We start from the raw sequence: 17,117 nt of genomic DNA on the forward strand, positions 1-17,117 counted from the left end.
GGCCGGGTTTTTGTTTCCATATGTGCGTGGACCGGGTCGTGGCGGGGCCCCCTCTGGGCGCGGGCGCCCCGCCCGGGGGGTAGCACCCAAAACGGGGGGGGGGCCCCGGCTGGTTTACGGGGGACCCGCGCCGTTCGCACCGGTCAGGGGCGCGTGGTCACCGCGCCGGGCAGATCGGCCAGCGAGCCGAGGGCGGCCCGGTGCCGGTCCGCCGTACCGAGCGCGAGCGCCGTGCTCTTCGCCCGCTTGAGGTACAGATGGACGGGGTGTTCCCAGGTGAACCCGATGCCCCCGTGCAACTGGAGGGCTTCCTCCGCCACCTCGACCACGGCTTCCGACGAGAACGCCTGCGCCACCGCCACTTCGGTACGCATGGTCACGGAGTCCGCGGAGAGGGCGGCAGCGGCGTTGCGGGCGACGGCCCGCGCCTGCGCCACCAGCACCCACAAGTCGGCCAGGCGGTGCTTCACCGCCTGGAAGGAGCCGATGGGACGTCCGAACTGGTGACGCTCCTTCACGTACGCCACCGTCGTGTCCAGGCACCATTGGGCCACGCCCAGCTGCTCGGAGGGCAGCAGCGCCGCGCCCGTGACGAGTGCCTGCTCCACAGCGCGCTCCGCGTCGGCGCCGACGGCGACCGCCGTGGCGGGCGCCGACATCAGGACGACATCGGCGAGCGGACGGGTGAGGTCCAGCGACGTGACCGACCGGCGGTCCACCGCCCGCCCGGCGCAGGACAGCTCGACGGCGTACAGGCCCGGACCGTCCGGACCGGTCGCCGGTACGAGCAGGACATCAGCCGCGAGCGCGTCGGCCACGCCCGGCACCGTGCCGTCGAGTCTGCCACCGGTCTCCCGTACGGAGCCGGGGAGGCCGTATCCGGGCCAGATGGCGAAGGGAACGGCCAAGGCGGCGATCCGCTGCCCGGAGGCGACCGCGGGCAGTATGCGGGTGTCCCCCGCCGCCAGCAGCGCGGCCGTGGCGAGGACGCTGCTGCCCAGGTACGGCACGGGCGCGGCGGCGCGCCCCAGCTCCTCGAGCACGAGGGCGGTCTCGCTCCAGGTGGCACCGGCCCCGCCCAGCTCCTCCGGGACGCTCAGCCCGGCGACCCCGATGCCGTCGGCCAGCAACCGCCACAGCGCCGGGTCGTGGACGCTGTCGGTCTCGACCCGGGCGAGCAGCGCTTCTGGTGGGCAGCGGTCGGCGAGCAGGGCGCGCACCTGGGTGCGCAGGTCCTCCTCGACCTCGCTGTAGAGGAGGTTGACCGTGGGGGAGACTTCGCGGGCGGTGCTCACCTGGGCAGGTCCTTCCATGGTGTGTGCTTGTCGGTCCTGACGTCCTGGGGCAGGCCGAGGACTCGTTCCGCGACGATGGTGCGAAGCACCTCGGTGGTGCCGCCCTCGATGGACAGTCCTTTGCTGCGCAGATAGAGGTAGCCGAACGAACGCTCTGCGATGTCCCGGCCGGGGTCCGGGCGGCGGAACGTCCAGTCGTCGTAGCGCAGCCCCTCCTCCCCGAGGAAGTCGAGGGCGAGCCCGGAGACCTTCTGGTTCAGCCGGGCGAAAGCGATCTTCGTGGCGGACCCCTCGGGGCCGGGCTGCCCGACGGCGAGGCCCTGCCGCAGGCGCTCGGCGGTCAGCCGCAGGGCCTCGGCGTCCACCCACTGCCGTACCAGCGTCGCATGCAGTCCCGGCGTGCGGAGCTCCGGCCGTGCGCGCCAGGCGTCGGCCAGCTTGCCGATCATCCCGCCCTCACGGGGCAGGGGGTCGGCGCCGATGGCGACGCGCTCGTTCATCAGCGTGGTGCCGGCGACCTTCCACCCCTCGCCCACCTCCCCCAGCCGGTGGGAGTCGGGCACACGCACGGCGGTGAGGAACACTTCGTTGAACTCGGCCTCGCCCGTCGCCTGCCGGAGCGGACGTACCTCGACGCCCGGCGCGGTCATGTCGACCACGAAGTAGGTCAGACCCTGGTGCTTGGGGAGGGCGGGGTCGGTCCGGGCCAGCAGGAGCCCCCACCGCGCCTCGTGGGCGTGGGAGGTCCACACCTTCTGTCCGTCGACCACCCAGTCGCCGGTGGCCGGGTCGGGAACCGCCCGGGTGCCGAGCGCCGCCAGGTCGGACCCGGCGCCCGGCTCGCTGAAGAGCTGGCACCACGCCTCCTGCCGGGCGAACAGAGGGCGCAGGAACCGCTGCTTCTGGTCCTGCGTGCCCCACGCGATCAGCACCGGTGCTGCCATGCCGAGAGCGATGACGAAGGTGGAAGGGCTGTCGACGACGGCGCCGGCGGCCTCCAGTTCCGCGTCCAGGACCGGCTGGAGTGCGCGCGGGGCGCCCAGCCCGCCGCAGCCGGGAGGGAAATGGATCCAGGCCAGCCCCGCGTCGTACCGGGCAGACAGGAACGCGGTGCTGTCCATGCCCCGGGGGTCGTTCTCGGCGAGGAAGCGTCTGGCGGTCGACCGGACGAGTTCCGGTGTCCAGGACTTCCCGTCCCTGCCGTTCTGTGGCTTTGTCATTGCCATGGAAATGCCTCTCGTGCGCTCAAGAGAAAAATCCACTCCCCCCTCCCGCAGCCACCGGGAGGGGGGAGTGGATTGACTTTCGGAGGCCGCGAAACCCACCGGCAGTCGGCCAGGCCGTCCCCACGTTCCAGCCATGCCCCATGCAACCGCGCAGGGGGCGCCTTCTCATGAGTGATGTGTACTCTCGGCCGGCTGCCGGCCGAGGGCGGGGCAGACCTCCTCCGGGGCGGAGGCGGACCCGGTGGCCGGCGTGTCCGCATCGGGCTGCGGCTCGTCCGGGCGATCGGCGACGTGGACGACGACGGCGCTGCCGCTGTCCCCGGGCACCGCGGTGATGAACAGGTCCTCGACGAGGGCCTCGGCGAGCGTCAGGCCGTGCTGCTCGATGTAGTGCGCGGCGACCAGCGGCTTGCGTACCGGGGAAGCACTGCGCACGGCGATCGCGATGTGACCCGGGCGGCGGGCCACCTCCAGCATCAGGGGCGGGGCGCTGTGCTCGACGGCTGCGGCGACCAGTTCCTCGACGGCGAGCGCGACGAGGCCGGAGGTCGTCGCCCCGACCCGCCACAGGGCGAGCTGGCGGCGGACCAGACGTCCGGCGGCGGGCGCGGAAACGGGGTCCGGCTGGACGAACCAGGTGTACGCCGCGCCGAGGACGCCGCAGAGGGGAGGCAGGGGCCACACCGCGTCCTCGTCCCGGACGGACTGGGTGGTTTCGGGCCGGGTGGTCATTGCCAACACCCCTCAACTCGGGGACCGAAGCTTTCACCTCCACTCCACCGTTTCGCCGTACCGGCGACATCGGGGCCGCCCCCCAAACCAGCCCCAAGCCCTAAGGCCCCTACCCCCAGACCCCGGCACCGTCAGATGCCGGGATCGTCGTCCGTGATCATCTTCTCGGCGGCGGCGAGCTGCTCGTCGGGCAGCGCGACGGCCCGCCGTGCCGTGGTGTCGATGTGGACTCCCGTGATGACGGTGATCGCGGATACCTCGCCCGTGGCCGCGTTCTCCATCCGGTGGAAGAAGCGGATGGTCTTGGCCCTCACCTCTAGGACCCCCGTGCGCACGACCACCACGTCTCCGGCGTGGAGTTCGCGCCTGTAGGCGATCCGCTGCTCGACGGCGACCATGCCCCGCCCTTGTTCCCGGAGGTAGGAGGGGGTCAGCCCGATCCGGGAGAACATCTGCCAGGTCGCCTCGTCGAACTTGCCCACGTACCACATGACGTTCATGTGGCCCATGTGGTCGCAGTGCCACGGGTAGACAGTTCCTCGGTACATGATGTCCAGGTCCAGCACGTGGAGCGTCTCCTCGGATGTGCGGGGCGCCGGCCGGCGGCGGGTCAGCGCACCGCGTCCGCCCCTTTTGCTTGTAGGGGCCAACTTATGGAGCGGGGCGCGGATGTCTTGAGTAGCGCCTACTCGTCCGGCATGCGGGCCTGCAAGGAGCCGGGACGCCAGGCGGACCGTCGCCGGGGCCGGGGCAGTGCCGCCCACGTCCACCAGGCCGCGTAGCGCAGCCGGGCCGCCACCATGCGGTGGGCATGCCGCCGGGGAAGACGGCCTCCGCCGCCAGTCGCCGGCTCCGGAGCGCGGCCCTGTACCGAGGTGTCCATCACGTCGACGGCCTCTCTGTCACCCTTGCGCCCCGCGGCCGCGTCCGGCCGCGGCCGGACGGCGAGCCCGAACGAGCCGGCCAGCAGGACGCAGGCGACGACGGCGTCCAGCCAGTAGTGATTGGCCGTGCCGACGACCACCAGCAGGGTGACGAGCGGATGGATCAGCCAGAGCCACCGCCACCGACACCGGGAGACGGCTATGAGGCCCACCGCGACGACGACGGCCCAGCCCACGTGCAGGGAGGGCATGGCTGCGTACTGGTTGGCCATCGAGTCGGTGCCGGGGGCGCCGTACACGGAGGGACCGAAGATGCGTCCGGTGTCCACCATGCCGGCCTCGGCCAGCATCCGGGGCGGGGCCAGCGGGGCCACCAGGTGCACCACGAGGGCCGCCGCGGTGAGCAGCACCATCACCCGGCGTACCCAGTAGTAGTGGCGTCGCTTGCGCCAGTACATCCACACGAGGAAGAGACCTGTCGCCGGGAAGTGCACCCACGCGTAGTAGCTGTTGGCCATCTCGGTGAGGCCCGCGCTGCGCAGCAGGAGGTCCTGGACGGCATCCTCGGAAGGCCAGCGCAGCATCCGTTCGAGGTGCCAGACGTCGTGTGCCGTCTCGAAGGCCCTCTCGACGTGTCCGTCCGCGGCGAGGCGGCCGGACTTGTAGGCCAGGAAGAGCACCGCGACCAGCGTCAGTTCCTTGATCGCCGCCCTCCACGCGCCTGGTGCGCCGGATGCCGTGGCCGTCGGACCGGGCGGACTGAACCGTCGGACGGGGCTTCGTGGAGGTACGCGGGTCGGGAGGTGCACGGGAGGATCCTGTCCGGCTATGACGACAACAGCCGGCGCAGATGACGCCGGTCGGATGCGCCGACCTTCTGGTAGATGCGGTACAAGGTGTTGCTGACGGTGCGCGGCGAGACCACCAACTGGCCGGCGATCTCCTTGTCGGTGAGCCCTTGGGCGGCCAGGCGTGCCACGGTCCGCTCCCTCGGTGACAGCGCCGCTGTCTCTCCCAGGAAGTGCAGGGGCGGCGTGGCCACCTCACCGCACTGCGCGAGCAATGAGCGCGCCTGCGCGGTGGATGCCGTCGCCGCGCGGTCCTTGCCGCAGCGGCGCTGCAGCCGGGCCAGCTCGGCGTAGCCCTCGGCCGCGTACAGGAGGGCTCCCGCGTCGGCCAGGACCCGGCACGCCTGTCCCAGCTGTTTCACGTCGCCGGAGCTCACGGCGCGCGCGAGGTGCAGGCGACCGCGCAGGAACGCGCCCTGCAGCGGAATGTCCCGATCGACTGCCGGATGCGCGGGCAGGCCCAGCCTGGCGAGTTCGTGGAAGACGAGGACGGCGTCCGCGTACCTGCCGTCGTCGAGCGCGGCGTCACCCGCGGCGTGCAACAGTCCGGTCGCCACGTCCTGGTCGCCCCGCCGGTGGGCCTGCCAGGCGCGGGCGACGGCGAGTTCCGCACCGTAGAACCCCCCCTCCAGGTCGTCCAGTCGATCGGCCACCTGGCCGTGCGGCGTCGGCGGCAGAGAACTGTGGGCCAGCGCGCTGTGGATGCGCGCCTTGGCGTGCCACGGCTGCCAGCCGACCTGGTAGGCAGGGGTGAAGGCGAAATGGGGGAGCGCGTCGCGGACGCGGCCGCGTTCCTGGAGCGCGATGCCGAGGGCCAGCCCGCGCTGGGCGTCGACGCGTACGCAGCTGCGCTGGGTGACCCGGCGGTATTCGCCGGTCAGGACGGTCTCCGCGTCCTCCAGCCGTCCGACACCCAGCAGGGCGAGCGCGTGCATCTCCTCGAGCGAGTCCTCGCCGAACGGCAGTGACGGCTCGCCGGGTGCGGGGACCCCACGGAGGTCGCGGCGCTCGCGCAGGTCCGCGTACAGATCGAGGGCGTCGTGCGGACGGCCGAGGCGGCACAGGGACCCCATGGCGATCAGTCCCGCCTCCATCCAGTACGGCGCTGTGTGGTCGCGGCAGACGCCTTCGGCGTGGTGGAGGGCGTCCGAGAAGCGCCCGCGCAAGAAGGCCGTCACGGCGGCGAGGGCGACGCACTGACCATCTGCCAGTTCCCTTGCGACACGGTCCGCTTCCTCGTACCGGCCTTCGACGAGGTAGGCCCTTGCCTCGACCGGTGCGAGCAGCGTGGCGTGTTCGGGGTGGCCGAGCCCCACCTTCGCGACGAAGTCGTGCAGGTCCTGGAAGGCGGCCGCGGCGAACATGGCCCGCGCGTTGAGCTCGGCCGCCGCAGCGGTGGGGTGGGCGTCCCACGCGGCCGCCGCCAACCTGACGGCGGTCGGGACGTCGTGGTCCCGGAGCGCCTGTGCCACGCTGTCCAGCAGCAGGCCCTGCTCAGGGATGTCGCCGGCGTCGAGGTGCCACTGGGTGAGGCGGACGCGGTCGACCGGCCGCCGGGCGTCCAGCGGTGGGAGAGCCGCCGCCCATGTCCGCAGATAGTGCCTCCGGCGCAGCGGGGCGACGCTCTGGCGCAGCACATGACCGAGGTAGGGGTGGGCGACGGTCACTGACGACCCGTCCTGTCCCGTCCGGTGGCCCCGGGGGTCCGGCACACGGAGCAGCCCTTGGTCCTCCAGGGCCAGGAGCGTGTCGGCGGGCGCGATCTTCTCCAGGACATGGAGGGGAGCCGGTTCGGCCAGGGCAATGAGTTCCAGCACCTGCCGGCAGTCGTCGGACAGAGGGGAGAGCCGCCGGGCGACCAGCTCCCTCAGCGCCCTGGAGCCGGGTACACCGCTGCCCAGCCGCCATGCCTGACTGTCGTCCTGGACCAGAAGGTTCTGCGCCAGGGCGGCCCGGACCAGTTCCCGGAGCAGCAGCGGATTGCCGGCCGACATCGTGGCCAGCCGCACCACGCTCGGCTGCGTGAGCTGGTGGTCCAGCAGCGCGCTGGCGAGACGCCGGGTGGAGAGGACGTCGAGGGGGCCGAGGTCCACACGGACGAGGTGCTGGTCCTTCCAGAGCGGCGGGAAGTGAGCGGGCACCTCATCGGCGGTGACCGCCAGCAGCAACCGGGCCTGCCGCTGGTGGACGAGTTCACGCAAGGACTCCAGGCCGTCCGGCGGCACCAGATGGGCATCGTCGACCCACAGGATCCGCGGGCGGCGCGAGGCGGCGCGCAGGAGGCGCTGCGCCGCCGCCCGCACTCCCCAGGGGGTGAGGTGCTCGACGTGGTGTGCCGTGGCGCGGGGCACGGCCGGCAGGGCGCCCTCGGCGGAGCGGTCCTCGGCCGCCGGGCCGCCGCCGGGGTCCCCCGAGGAGGACGCGGCGGCCACGATCTCCTCGCCCAGGCGGGTCTTCCCGACGCCCGGGGCGCCGACGATCAGGACCCCACCCGGTCCGGTGGAGGGATGGAGGGCACGCAGTGCGAGGCACAACTCACGGTCACGTCCGACCAGGGCGGGTCGGTCGACCATGGTGAGCTCGGCGGACCCATGGATGAGGTACGGGCCGGCGGAGGGTGCCGTGTGCACGGTCGAGGCCATCGTGATCCCCCATGCGTCGGGTAGGTGGTGGTGAAGTGAGGTCCCGTACGGGCCCTGTCATCGATGCTCCGGCGCGGGCCGTCTCCCTCGCGTTGGGGCAGCACCCCAAGGTTTGGGGCGGCCGGGACGCTGCGCGGGTACTGATGCCGGTGCGGTGCCCTGCTGCCCCTCGGGGCGGTGGAGGTGGTGGTGTTCAGAGGGGCGGGCCACCCGAGGGGAAAGCGTCACCGGGTACGACGGCTCTCCAGCGCCCCGGCAGCCAGGTGTCACGGGCGCCCGGCACCTCGACTGCGGGGCGTCCCGGAGGCTCGACGGCGTGAACAGCGGCGAACGCTCCCGGCACGCGCGGCCACACCGGAGACGTATCCGGTACGCGCCAGCGCGGCGGCGTATCCAGTACGGCGCACGGCGTCCAGGTATCCGGTACGGGGGACGCCGGGGGCGTATTCAGCACCGCACACGGCGGAGGCGTCTCCGGGACGGCGCCGGGCCGACGCGTAACCGGCAACGCGCCCGACGGAGACATATCCGGTACGGCGCTCGGCGGGCAGCCGCGACTGCCGCGCACCGGCGGGCGCCTCCCCGGTCTGCCGTGGCCGGTGGCACCCGCCAGGAAGACGCCCGCAGTCTCGCCGACCGCACTCCTACCGGCGCGCACTGCCCTGCGTCGTTTCCGACGTGGGCGCTGCGTGCTGGCCGCTTCCATGACATCTCCTGGCCGTTCCTGGGCACAACAGGCCACACTGCGAGATCGGTATGCCGTTCGCATCCGTGCGTTCACTGGGCTTGTCGGTGATCGAGCCTCAGGCAGCGGCCGACGGGCCGGGCAAAGGACAAGCGACCTCGGTCCCGGCAGTGGAGTACCGCTTACTCACCGCGCCCGATGGCGCGCTCGTAGCCTTTTTCCGTCACAGCACACGACGAGGCGGCCCTGACGCGGTGGCCCGCGGAGTGCTGGGCGAGCAGGCAGGGCACCGCCGCCGGGTGGCGTCCGCCTGCGTCCGCGCTGCGTGCCGCCCTCGCCCACCCCGGGGAGCCGCCCCGGCCGACGGCGGCCGCGCAGTCCGCTCTCTGGAGGTTTCATGAACACCGCACCGAACGGCGAGTCGATCGCCGACGGTCCCCCGAGGGCTGCCGACAAGGCGCCCCTGCCCCTCGCACTCGCCGCTGTCCTGGCCGTTGTCCAGCTGGTCGTACTGATCGCCTTCGCGTGGCCGGCAGCGCGGATGAGCCCCCATGACGTGCCGGTCGTCGTCGCGGGCGAGGGTCCGGTCTCGGCCGCCCTGCAAGAACAGCTCGAGCGGGCCAAGCCCGGCGCCTTCGACATCTCCACCCGCGCCGACGAGGCCGCCGCTCGGCAGGCACTGCTCGACCGGGACGCCTACGCGGCCGTCGTGGTCCGGGGTAGTGAGGTGAAGGTGCTGGTCGCAACCGCCGCCAGCGCCGCCGTCAGCTCCGCGTTCGGCCAGGTAGCCGCAGAACTCGGCAAGAAGACCGGCGACGACGTCCCGGTCGAGGACATCAAGCCGGCGCCCGCCAAGGACTCGCACGGCGCCGCATTCGCGTCCAGTGTCCTGCCGGTGGTCCTGACCGGCATCATCGGCGGCGTTCTCTTCGCGGTGCGGCTGACCAGCCGCACGTCACGATTCCTGGGCGTCTGCCTGTTCGCCACCTTCGCGGGTCTGGCCACCACGGCGCTGGTGCACGGCTGGATCGGGGCACTGAACGGCTCGTACCTGATGGAGGCGTCGGTCGTCGCGCTGATGGTGATGGCGATATCCGGCAGCGTCGCCGGCCTCGGCTCCGCTCTGGGCCACCCCGGCCTGGGGCTGGGCGCCCTGACGATCCTTCTGCTGGGCAATCCGCTCTCCGGGGTCGCCTCCGCTCCCGAGATGCTCCCGACGCCATGGGGGTCCATCGGACAACTGCTGCCACCGGGTGCGGGCGCGAGCCTGCTGCGGTCCGTCACCTTCTTCGACGGCGCAGGTGCGGCCAAGCCGCTCACCGTTCTCCTCGTGTGGGCCCTCGGAGGCCTGGCGCTGCTGGCTCTGAGCGGTCGTCGAAGGGCTCACCAGGAGGCGCCGGCACTCATGACGGCGTAGTACGGGCGCCTGCCGCACCAGTCCCCTCAGTGGCCTTCCTCCCCCAGGTCACTGAGGGGACTTCGTCGTGCCCGGGGCACCGTGCGGCGCCCGAAGGGGGCCACACGGCGCGCCCCGGTGAGGGGGCATCCTCGCCTTCCGCCGTGAGGGGGCACCTGGGCGGAAGGCGAGGATCCCCCGCCGGCACGGTCGTCCGCCGTCGTCCCTCCGTGCCGGGCCCCCGGCCGACGCCCCCCACGGGGCGGGCCGGGGTCGGGGCGGCCCCTGTCCGCCCTGCTTCTCCGAGTCAACCCCGTCGGACGGCGGGCGACCTGAGGGATCGCTACTCCACGTTTCCCGGAGGCGTGTCTGTCCGGAACGGATGCGAGTAACCACTACCCATGCGCACCGGCGACCGGCGGAAGATCCTGGTTCCACGCGAGACCGCGCAGCTGACCTCTCTGCGCACTCGCCCGGCGGTGCAACCTGACATCCCCCGATCAGGTCGCACCGCCTCTTCTCTGTCCGGCAGGGAGCACGGTGGGCCGGTCCGGAGACCTTGGGGTGTGTTTGGGGAGGACCCCGAGCGCGCAAGCGGCCGGACGTACGGTGATGTGGAAGGCGCCCCCGCCCCCTCACTTGGTCAAGGTGACGCCTCATGCCCTCTCGTATCCATGTTGCCGACTCCGACTTCACCCACCGGACGTCCTGGCCGCTGTCGCTGCGCTGCAAAATCTCGGGGCGTGCCGACGCATGGTGCACCTGCACCGCGCCTGGCCCCGAATTGGAGCCCCGCATGGTGTTCTCCCTGCGGAGGGTCGACATCTCCAAGCTCCGCGCCGCGCGCGCAACCACGGCGCCATCTGCCCGACACTCAGGCTGACGCCGCACCCTCTCCCCCGTCCGCACCCGGCCCGCGCATCCGCGTCCTGTATTCGTACGGATGCCTTACGCCGAGCCCCGTCGGTAGATATGTGACGGCGTCTCGTTCACGAGCCGGGCAGCGGAGCGGCCGCGGACAGATCAGCCACTGCGTCACGACGCCAGCAAGGCACGCCGGGCCGCGATCCGCGACAGCGTCATCGCACGGATGCGTGGGGGCAACGGCTGACGGCCGGAAGCGGCCAGGAGGTGCCCATGCACAGCGCCCGGAGGCTGAGCACTCCGGGCGCGCGTCCAGTTGCGGGGCATTCAGTCGAGCAGTGCCCGCAGGACGGCGAAGCCACGGGCGAGAACCCGCGAGCCGACGAGGTGGGGGACGCGCAGCAGCTCCCTCGGCACCTCCGCGTCCGCTGCACACTTGTGGCCCGCGCGCTCGGATCGGCGAAGCGGAGCTTACGTGGTCCGTCGATCGGTAGACGACGATGCAGCCCCCTGCCCTGGACAGCGTCTGATCACCGCCGGTTCCGACGTGAAGTCATCGCCTGGCTGGAGCGTTACCACGCCGAAGATGGACACCTTTCGGCCCGTGGGGGGCATCGGAGGCGCCGGAACCTTCGCCGGTGATCAGCTGGGCATCGCCGGCCTGCCCGACGGCTCCAGCCGGCTTCTCCTCACCACCCGCTGAGCCCGCACACCGTTGAACGGCGGTGCGCCGCGCCGACACCGAAGGTGCTCGTGGGGACAGCCTGGCAGCGGAGACCGAAGGCACATGCGCAGGAGGTCGTGCGCGCTCGCCGACCGCGGGAGACGCCGCCGCGTCTCGGGTGGCATCAGCCGCTTGGCGAACGGCACGACTCCCTTGCCGCGGGCGCCCCGCGAGAGGTCCGGTGGATGACAGCAGTAGTAACCAGCATTCCGCAGGGCTTCGGTTCATGACAGCGGCGGCCGTGTGGCCGCTTGGACGGTGAGCCGACGCCGGTCCAGATGCTCGTGGAAGAGTCGGCCGACCAGAGCCCCTCCATACACCACGAAACCCACGCCGACCAGCCAGGACTGCAGAACCAGAATGGTCCCGAACGGGCCGTACGTCACCGTGTTCGACGCGATCAGCGGCGAGAAGACGTGCTGGGAGAAGACCCGCAGCCCGAGGAGCCCCAGGGCCGTCGCCGCAGCCCCGGGCACGAGCGCCCGCCAACGAATGCGGCCACAGAGCAGCAGCCGTTGCGACCACCAGAAGAAGACGAACGCACCGACCACATCGACCGCGGCGACCAGCACCGTCTTCAGGGCGGACGACTCCTCGGGGGTGGGCGCGGCGAAGAACAGCAGCAGGGAGCCGGTCAGTACGGCCAGCCAGACGACATGGCGCCACATCGTGTGCCAGCGCGCCGTCGGCAGGTCCCACACTCGCTCGTACCCGATCTGTACGGCCGAGCCGAAGGTCACACCGAACGCGGCCAGCGCGGCGAGGCCGAGCGCCGTGGTGCGCTGCAGCGCCTGCCCCGGCCGGCCGAACATCCGCTCGATCTCCTCCTGCGACACCGCCGACACACCTAGGCCCTGGACCAGCCACTTGGCGAAGCCCTGACCTCTCGCGAGGTCGGCCGCCGCGACGACGACCAACAACGGCAGCAGCGTGAGGAAGCTCAGCGCCGCGAAGCCCATGGCACGGTGCATCAGCTCCATCTCGCGCCCCCGGTTCCAGGCGAGCCCGATCCACGAGGTGAGCACCCGCCGATGGAGCCGAGCGAACCAGTGGCCGTGATGCGCGGCGTGGCCGTCAGCCGACGCACCGAATCTAAGGGGCATGTGCCGTCGACTACCCGTCCGCCGGGCGGGACCCGACGTGCTTGCCTCCGAACGGGTGTCTCCCGGCCCCGTCGATGGAGGAAAATACCGAGGTGCCCGCGATCGACCCCCTGTTCGGCCGGCCGCCGACAATCGCCGACGTCGCCAGGGCCGCTTCCGAGTCCCGTACGACCCTCCCGCACGCCCTCAACGGGCTGGGGAAGGTCGATCTGCGCACCCCGGAAGGGTGAAGCGGATCGCGGCCGAGCCGGGCTACCGGCCCGACCTCCGCGCGCAGCGGCTGCGCAGGGGGCTGGCCAGGGCGATCGCGCTCGCATCGTCGATTCCGTTCGCCGTCGCGGGCGGTCCGTCCCGGCTCGACTTCTCCATAGGGGTGGCCGCGGCGGTCCCCGAGCGGGCGCTCGTGCACGGCTTCGCGCTGGTGCTGGCCCCTCCGGTGACACGCTGGCCACCCAGCAACTCTCCACGGCCCTCGATGCGATCGGCTCGACGCGCCGCCAGTTGGAACAACGACTGCCGGTCGTCGAAGAGGTACGGATCAAACGCTGGAAGCGCCGGCTCAAGGCCCGCGTCTCGGCCGCGCAGCGACGCACCGCTCCGCGCGCAGCGAACCCTGCGCAGCCCGCCCTCGCCCCAGAAGCTGACGCCCTGTCTCACCCTGACCGTCTGCCGATCGAGACCATCGACAAGCTGGCCACCATCGTCCGGCGCGTCCTTCAGGACGCGGCGCGCAGCGGCGGTGCCCTGCTGACGTGGGACCACCTGCATTTCGCCAGCCGCCGACGTTTGCGGCAACGTGCAACTTTCACGATGCACGGCGCTCGTTCCGAGCCTGGCAGGGAGGAGTGCGACAGCAAACCGAGAAATCGCGGAGAGTCTGCTGGGGGTGAGCTGAGAGAGGGTTCGGCTGTCTCAGGAAGTGCCGCTCGGGATCACGCAGTTCTTCGGCTGTTCCTTGCCGGTGGGCCAGCCCAGACCGACGAACTTCAGGGTCCCTCGCACGCCCTGGCCCGGGTTCAGTTCGACCACAGCGACCGGCTTGTCGTACGGATTCCCGCCGCTGGTCAGGCAGATCAGGCCACTCGTGCCCTTCACCCGGTGCACCGACTGGAGTTTCGACCACTCCTGGCGGACGTCCGCGAGGCTGGGCGCCTGCTCGGCGTCGTTGCCCTGTACCTCGTGCAGGGCCGTGCCGATGGTGACGAGGCCGTCGTAGACGAGCATGGTGCGGGAGTCCTCCAGGTTCGGGGTGGAGCCGAGGTCTGTGCCCGCCCTGCTCGTGCTCTTGATCAGGTCGTTGAGGGCGTCCAGGGCCGCCTTGGGCTCCGTGAGGTACTGGGGGAGTTCGTTCGCGGTGGGCTCGCGGTCGTGCGTCGCCTTCCACTGCTTCGTCCAGGCGGCCAGTTCGGTGTCCCAGGCTGCCGGGTGCGCGGGGGCGGCGTACTGGACCGTCACCTTCGCCCCGCCGTCGTCGCCGCGCAGCTGCGCCCAGTCCTTCTCGGACATGGCCTGCCGCAGCGAGGCGGCGTCGGAGCCGCTGACCAGGGTGAAGTGCCGGTCCGCGCAGGTCTGCTTGGCGAGCGTGAGCGCGAAGATCCGCAGGTGCAGCGTGCGCCCCGCGAAGTAGACGGTGTCGGCCGCGGAACCGCAGATGTTGTTGGCGATCTGCTCGAACTGGCCGCCGGTCGAGCCGGCCTCGTCGATCCCCGGGGATTCGAAGGGCATATCGGCGGGACCGGCCGGACCCGTCTCCTTGATCCCCCGGAACGCGCTCGCCAGCGACTCGACGTAGGCATCCGGGCGGGTGTCGTAGACCAGCACCGTCCTGGCGTTCTCCCGGCCCCGCTCGCCGTTGAAGTTGGCCAGGGCCTCGGCCGCGTTGCCGTTGGTTGGGATGATCCGGGCCAGGCCGGGGAATCGTTGCTTCTCCCCGTCGACGTTCGCGATCCCGTCTCCGCTGATCCGGGAGGCGAGCACCGGGACGCCGTTTTCCGTCAGACGTTCTACGGCCTCCTCGGTGGCGTCGAGGGTGAGGTTGAAGCCCGTGACGGCCCGCAGCTTGTCCTTGTCGGATTCGGCCATGTCGAGCAGCGTGCTCACGACCTTGTCCTGATGGCCGTAGCTCAGCCCCGGGTTGGCCAGCACCAGCCGGATCTTGGGCACTCGGCCCTCGCCCGAGTTGGCCTGCCGCTGTCCCAGATACGCGCCCTGGAGGTCGCTGCGCATCTGCCGCCGCAACCCCGCCGTGTCCGACTGGAGGGGCAGCATCATCGCCACGGTGACGTGGGGCTGGTTCGCGATCCTCTTGTTCTCCTCCGAGATGGCCTTGGCCACTGCGCTGATCTCCAGTGTGCCGAAGTCGTAGCCCGCCCCGTCGACGCCGATGCACTCGCCGCCGATCTTCTCGATACCGTCGTGGCAGGTGTCCGGCTTCTGGAGGGCGGGAACGCCGTAGACGCCGGCGGCCACCAGCACCGCCACGCCCGCCAGCGCGTAGAGGATCTTTCCCCACCTGGGCAGTCTGTTCCACCTGGGTATCCAGCCGGGCATCCCCGCTACCTCCTTCGGCCGAGCTGATCGGTGCAGTCGCAGCGGAGCAACGGCTGCTCGTTCGCGGCCAGTTGGCTCCACTCGGTGGCTGTCGGGCCGAGTTCTCCGGCGCCGTCGAAGTCCATGGTCGACAGTTGCCTCAGCAACTGCTCCAACGTGCGGGCCATTTCGCCCCCGGTCGGCCTGGTGCGCTCCTCGCACAGCCATACGGCGTGCAGCAGTTGGTCGACGGTACGGCGCAGCGGCGGTCCGTCCACCGGGACCCGGCCCTGGGCGCGCTTGCGGCGCTCGTCCGCCCCGCCCGGATAGGGCGCCTGGGCGATCTCCAGCAGTTCCTCGCACCACTGACGGGGGCGGCCGGGGAGCGTGGCGGCGAGGTGGCGGACCACGTCGTCGACGCCGCCGGAGACGAGGTGGTGGTTCATCCGGTGGGTCGTCACCGAGTGGAACGCACCGCCGCCCGGCCCGCTCACGGCGTAGTGGTCACGCAGCAGATGGTGGTCGGCGTACCAGGCGGCGCCGGCGCGCTCCAGCCCGTACAGCCGGTGCACCAGCAGCTGGCGCAGTCCGAAGTCCCCGATGAAGTGCCGCCCGCAGCTCGGCCATCCGGTGTCCTTGAGCAGCTCCGCGACCTGATGAGCGGTCAGGCGGTGAACGCGGCCCTCCTGGTGATGGCGCAGCAGGACGTCCGCGCACTCCGGGTCGTGCGCCACCGACAGATGGGTGAGGAGATCGAGCCACTGGTCATGGTGCTCGTCCGGCAGCCGCACCGGCATCTGGTCGAGGATCAGCTCCTGAAGCAGTACGTCCGTCACCGGCCGCTCGGAGGAGTCGTCCGGGTAGTGCAGCTTGGCGTCCAGGATGGCCCGGTCGTTGTCGTCCGTCTCCATCGGGTGGTCGGCGGCAGCGGTGGCCAGCCGGATCACCGTGTGCGGCCGTCCGCCGCTCAGCTGGGCCACGGCGGCGGTGATACGGCGGCGATGCGTACCGCCCTCCCGCTCCGCGCCCAGCTGTATTCGCTCGGTCGCCCGGCGAAGCTGGTCGCCGGTGAGGAAGGGCATCCGCAGCAGGAGCACCCCGGCGGACAGCGGACCCCGGTCCCCCTCCGGGTCCCTGCGGCGGGACCAGGTGGCCGGCACCCCGTCGGCGGGCCGGAACGCCGCCACCTCCCTCGGTGGCAGACCCCCGTGCAGGAAGTCGCCGCCGTCCGCCCGGCGCGCCGTGCCCACGATCACCACGCGGTCGCGCTGCCCGCCCCGGCGGTCGGTGAGCACGGCGCGCAGCAGCCGCTCGCCCAGCGGTTCTTCGGCGTGGTCCAGCAGCAGTCCCGGGCGGCCGACCCTGCCCAGCCAGCCCCCCAGCCCGCCGTACGCCGCCTCCAGATCCTCGCGCAGCGCCCGGAACAGGAAGCGCTCCGCGTCCTCCCGCTTCTCGCCGCCGTCCCGGAAGTCGTCGGCGAGCCTGCGCAGCCCGTGCTTGGGCTGGCCGGCCGCGCCGGGATACTCGCCGTAGATCCGAGTCAGTTCCGCCTCGCCCTGGGGCGTCAGGCGCTCGAAGAGGGTGTCGAGAAGCGCGGTGAGCGCGGCGGCCCCGTACGGGCCGAGTGTCTGTCCGGCCAGGACCTCCAGCATTTTCCGCACGGCCCCGAGGAGCGCGCCGCGCCAGAAGTCGCGCACCCCCAGACCGCGCAGGCGCGGCTGCTGGATCAGCTCCTCGTACCGCTCGACCTCAGTCCTGATCGCCTCACCGGTGCCGCCCGCGACGCCGGTCGCGATCACCGCCAGGCCCGCGAAGAAGCGCGGGAAGGTGAACGCGCCGCCCGTTCCCCGCCACGTGTGCAGCAGCAGGGCGGCCTCGACCAGGGCCTCGGTCACCGCCGAACGGGCACCGGGTTCCGGTCCAGCCCGGTCCGCGTACACCGGTGAGGCGCAGTCCAGACGGATCACCGGCACCTGGCGGGCGAAACGGTCGTGCACCGCCCTCAGCAGCCGCCCCTTGCCCATCCCCGGGCCGCCGGTGAGCAGCACCACGGGCAGGTCGGGGCCGTACAACGACTTGCGCTCGGCACCCGACGGCGACCGCCCTAACAGGCGTGCGAAGAAACCGTCCGCGTCGAGGAGTCTCTCGAAGCCCAGGTCCTCACACACGCATCTCCCCCGTGGATACCC

The 17,117-nt window shown here is 71.8% G+C and carries 10 protein-coding genes and 1 pseudogene; 2 read left to right on the top strand and 9 right to left on the bottom strand.

From position 1 onward, the window contains the following. Positions 1-143: 143 nt before the first annotated feature. The 6 genes from ACFY5C_RS10430 to ACFY5C_RS10455 form a co-directional block, all read right to left on the bottom strand. A complete protein-coding gene (locus ACFY5C_RS10430) occupies positions 144-1,313 on the bottom strand; it encodes an acyl-CoA dehydrogenase family protein (RefSeq protein ID WP_389442863.1) in 1,170 nt (389 codons plus the stop codon). Next, positions 1,292-2,515: an acyl-CoA dehydrogenase family protein gene (locus tag ACFY5C_RS10435; protein ID WP_389442865.1), complete on the bottom strand. Its 1,224-nt coding sequence runs from the start codon at positions 2,513-2,515 to the stop codon at positions 1,292-1,294. Before ACFY5C_RS10435 ends, ACFY5C_RS10430 begins: the two co-directional genes overlap by 22 nt. Before the next feature lie 171 nt (positions 2,516-2,686). Next, on the bottom strand, positions 2,687-3,253 hold the full coding sequence (locus ACFY5C_RS10440) for an ATP-binding protein (RefSeq protein WP_389442867.1): 567 nt from the start codon (positions 3,251-3,253) through the stop codon (positions 2,687-2,689). Positions 3,254-3,384: 131 nt separating this feature from the next. Then, positions 3,385-3,819: an acyl-CoA thioesterase gene (locus tag ACFY5C_RS10445; protein ID WP_389442868.1), complete on the bottom strand. Its 435-nt coding sequence runs from the start codon at positions 3,817-3,819 to the stop codon at positions 3,385-3,387. Positions 3,820-3,938: 119 nt separating this feature from the next. Next, positions 3,939-4,841 carry a phosphatase PAP2 family protein gene (locus ACFY5C_RS10450; protein ID WP_389443375.1) on the bottom strand — a complete coding sequence of 301 codons (903 nt, stop codon included), beginning with the start codon at positions 4,839-4,841 and terminating at the stop codon, positions 3,939-3,941. A gap of 122 nt (positions 4,842-4,963) precedes the next feature. After that, positions 4,964-7,627 (bottom strand): LuxR C-terminal-related transcriptional regulator, encoded by a 2,664-nt coding sequence (locus ACFY5C_RS10455; RefSeq protein WP_389442870.1) that lies wholly within the window; start codon positions 7,625-7,627, stop codon positions 4,964-4,966. A gap of 1,082 nt (positions 7,628-8,709) precedes the next feature. Between ACFY5C_RS10455 and ACFY5C_RS10460 the strand changes: the two genes are divergently transcribed. Further along, positions 8,710-9,729, top strand: coding sequence for an ABC transporter permease (locus ACFY5C_RS10460; RefSeq protein ID WP_389442872.1), 1,020 nt, complete (start codon positions 8,710-8,712; stop codon positions 9,727-9,729). Between the two features lie 1,791 nt (positions 9,730-11,520). Here ACFY5C_RS10460 and ACFY5C_RS10465 read toward each other — a convergent pair. Continuing rightward, on the bottom strand, positions 11,521-12,399 hold the full coding sequence (locus tag ACFY5C_RS10465; RefSeq protein WP_389442874.1) for a YhjD/YihY/BrkB family envelope integrity protein: 879 nt from the start codon (positions 12,397-12,399) through the stop codon (positions 11,521-11,523). Positions 12,400-12,473: 74 nt separating this feature from the next. Here ACFY5C_RS10465 and ACFY5C_RS10470 point away from each other — a divergent pair. Beyond that, positions 12,474-12,838: pseudogene (locus tag ACFY5C_RS10470) on the top strand (LacI family DNA-binding transcriptional regulator); the annotation flags it as partial. Between the two features lie 473 nt (positions 12,839-13,311). Here the strand turns inward: ACFY5C_RS10470 and ACFY5C_RS10475 are convergent. Together ACFY5C_RS10475 and ACFY5C_RS10480 are read right to left on the bottom strand one after the other, a co-directional pair. After that, positions 13,312-14,949 (bottom strand): amino acid ABC transporter substrate-binding protein, encoded by a 1,638-nt coding sequence (locus tag ACFY5C_RS10475; RefSeq protein WP_389442876.1) that lies wholly within the window; start codon positions 14,947-14,949, stop codon positions 13,312-13,314. 5 nt (positions 14,950-14,954) lie between these two features. Beyond that, the gene (locus ACFY5C_RS10480) at positions 14,955-17,096 is read right to left on the bottom strand and encodes a hypothetical protein (RefSeq protein ID WP_389442878.1); all 2,142 of its coding nucleotides are present in this window, start codon (positions 17,094-17,096) and stop codon (positions 14,955-14,957) included. Positions 17,097-17,117 lie beyond the last annotated feature (21 nt).

It is taken from the genome of Streptomyces sp. NPDC012935, from assembly GCF_042900345.1.
Taxonomy (GTDB): Bacteria; Actinomycetota; Actinomycetes; order Streptomycetales; family Streptomycetaceae; genus Streptomyces.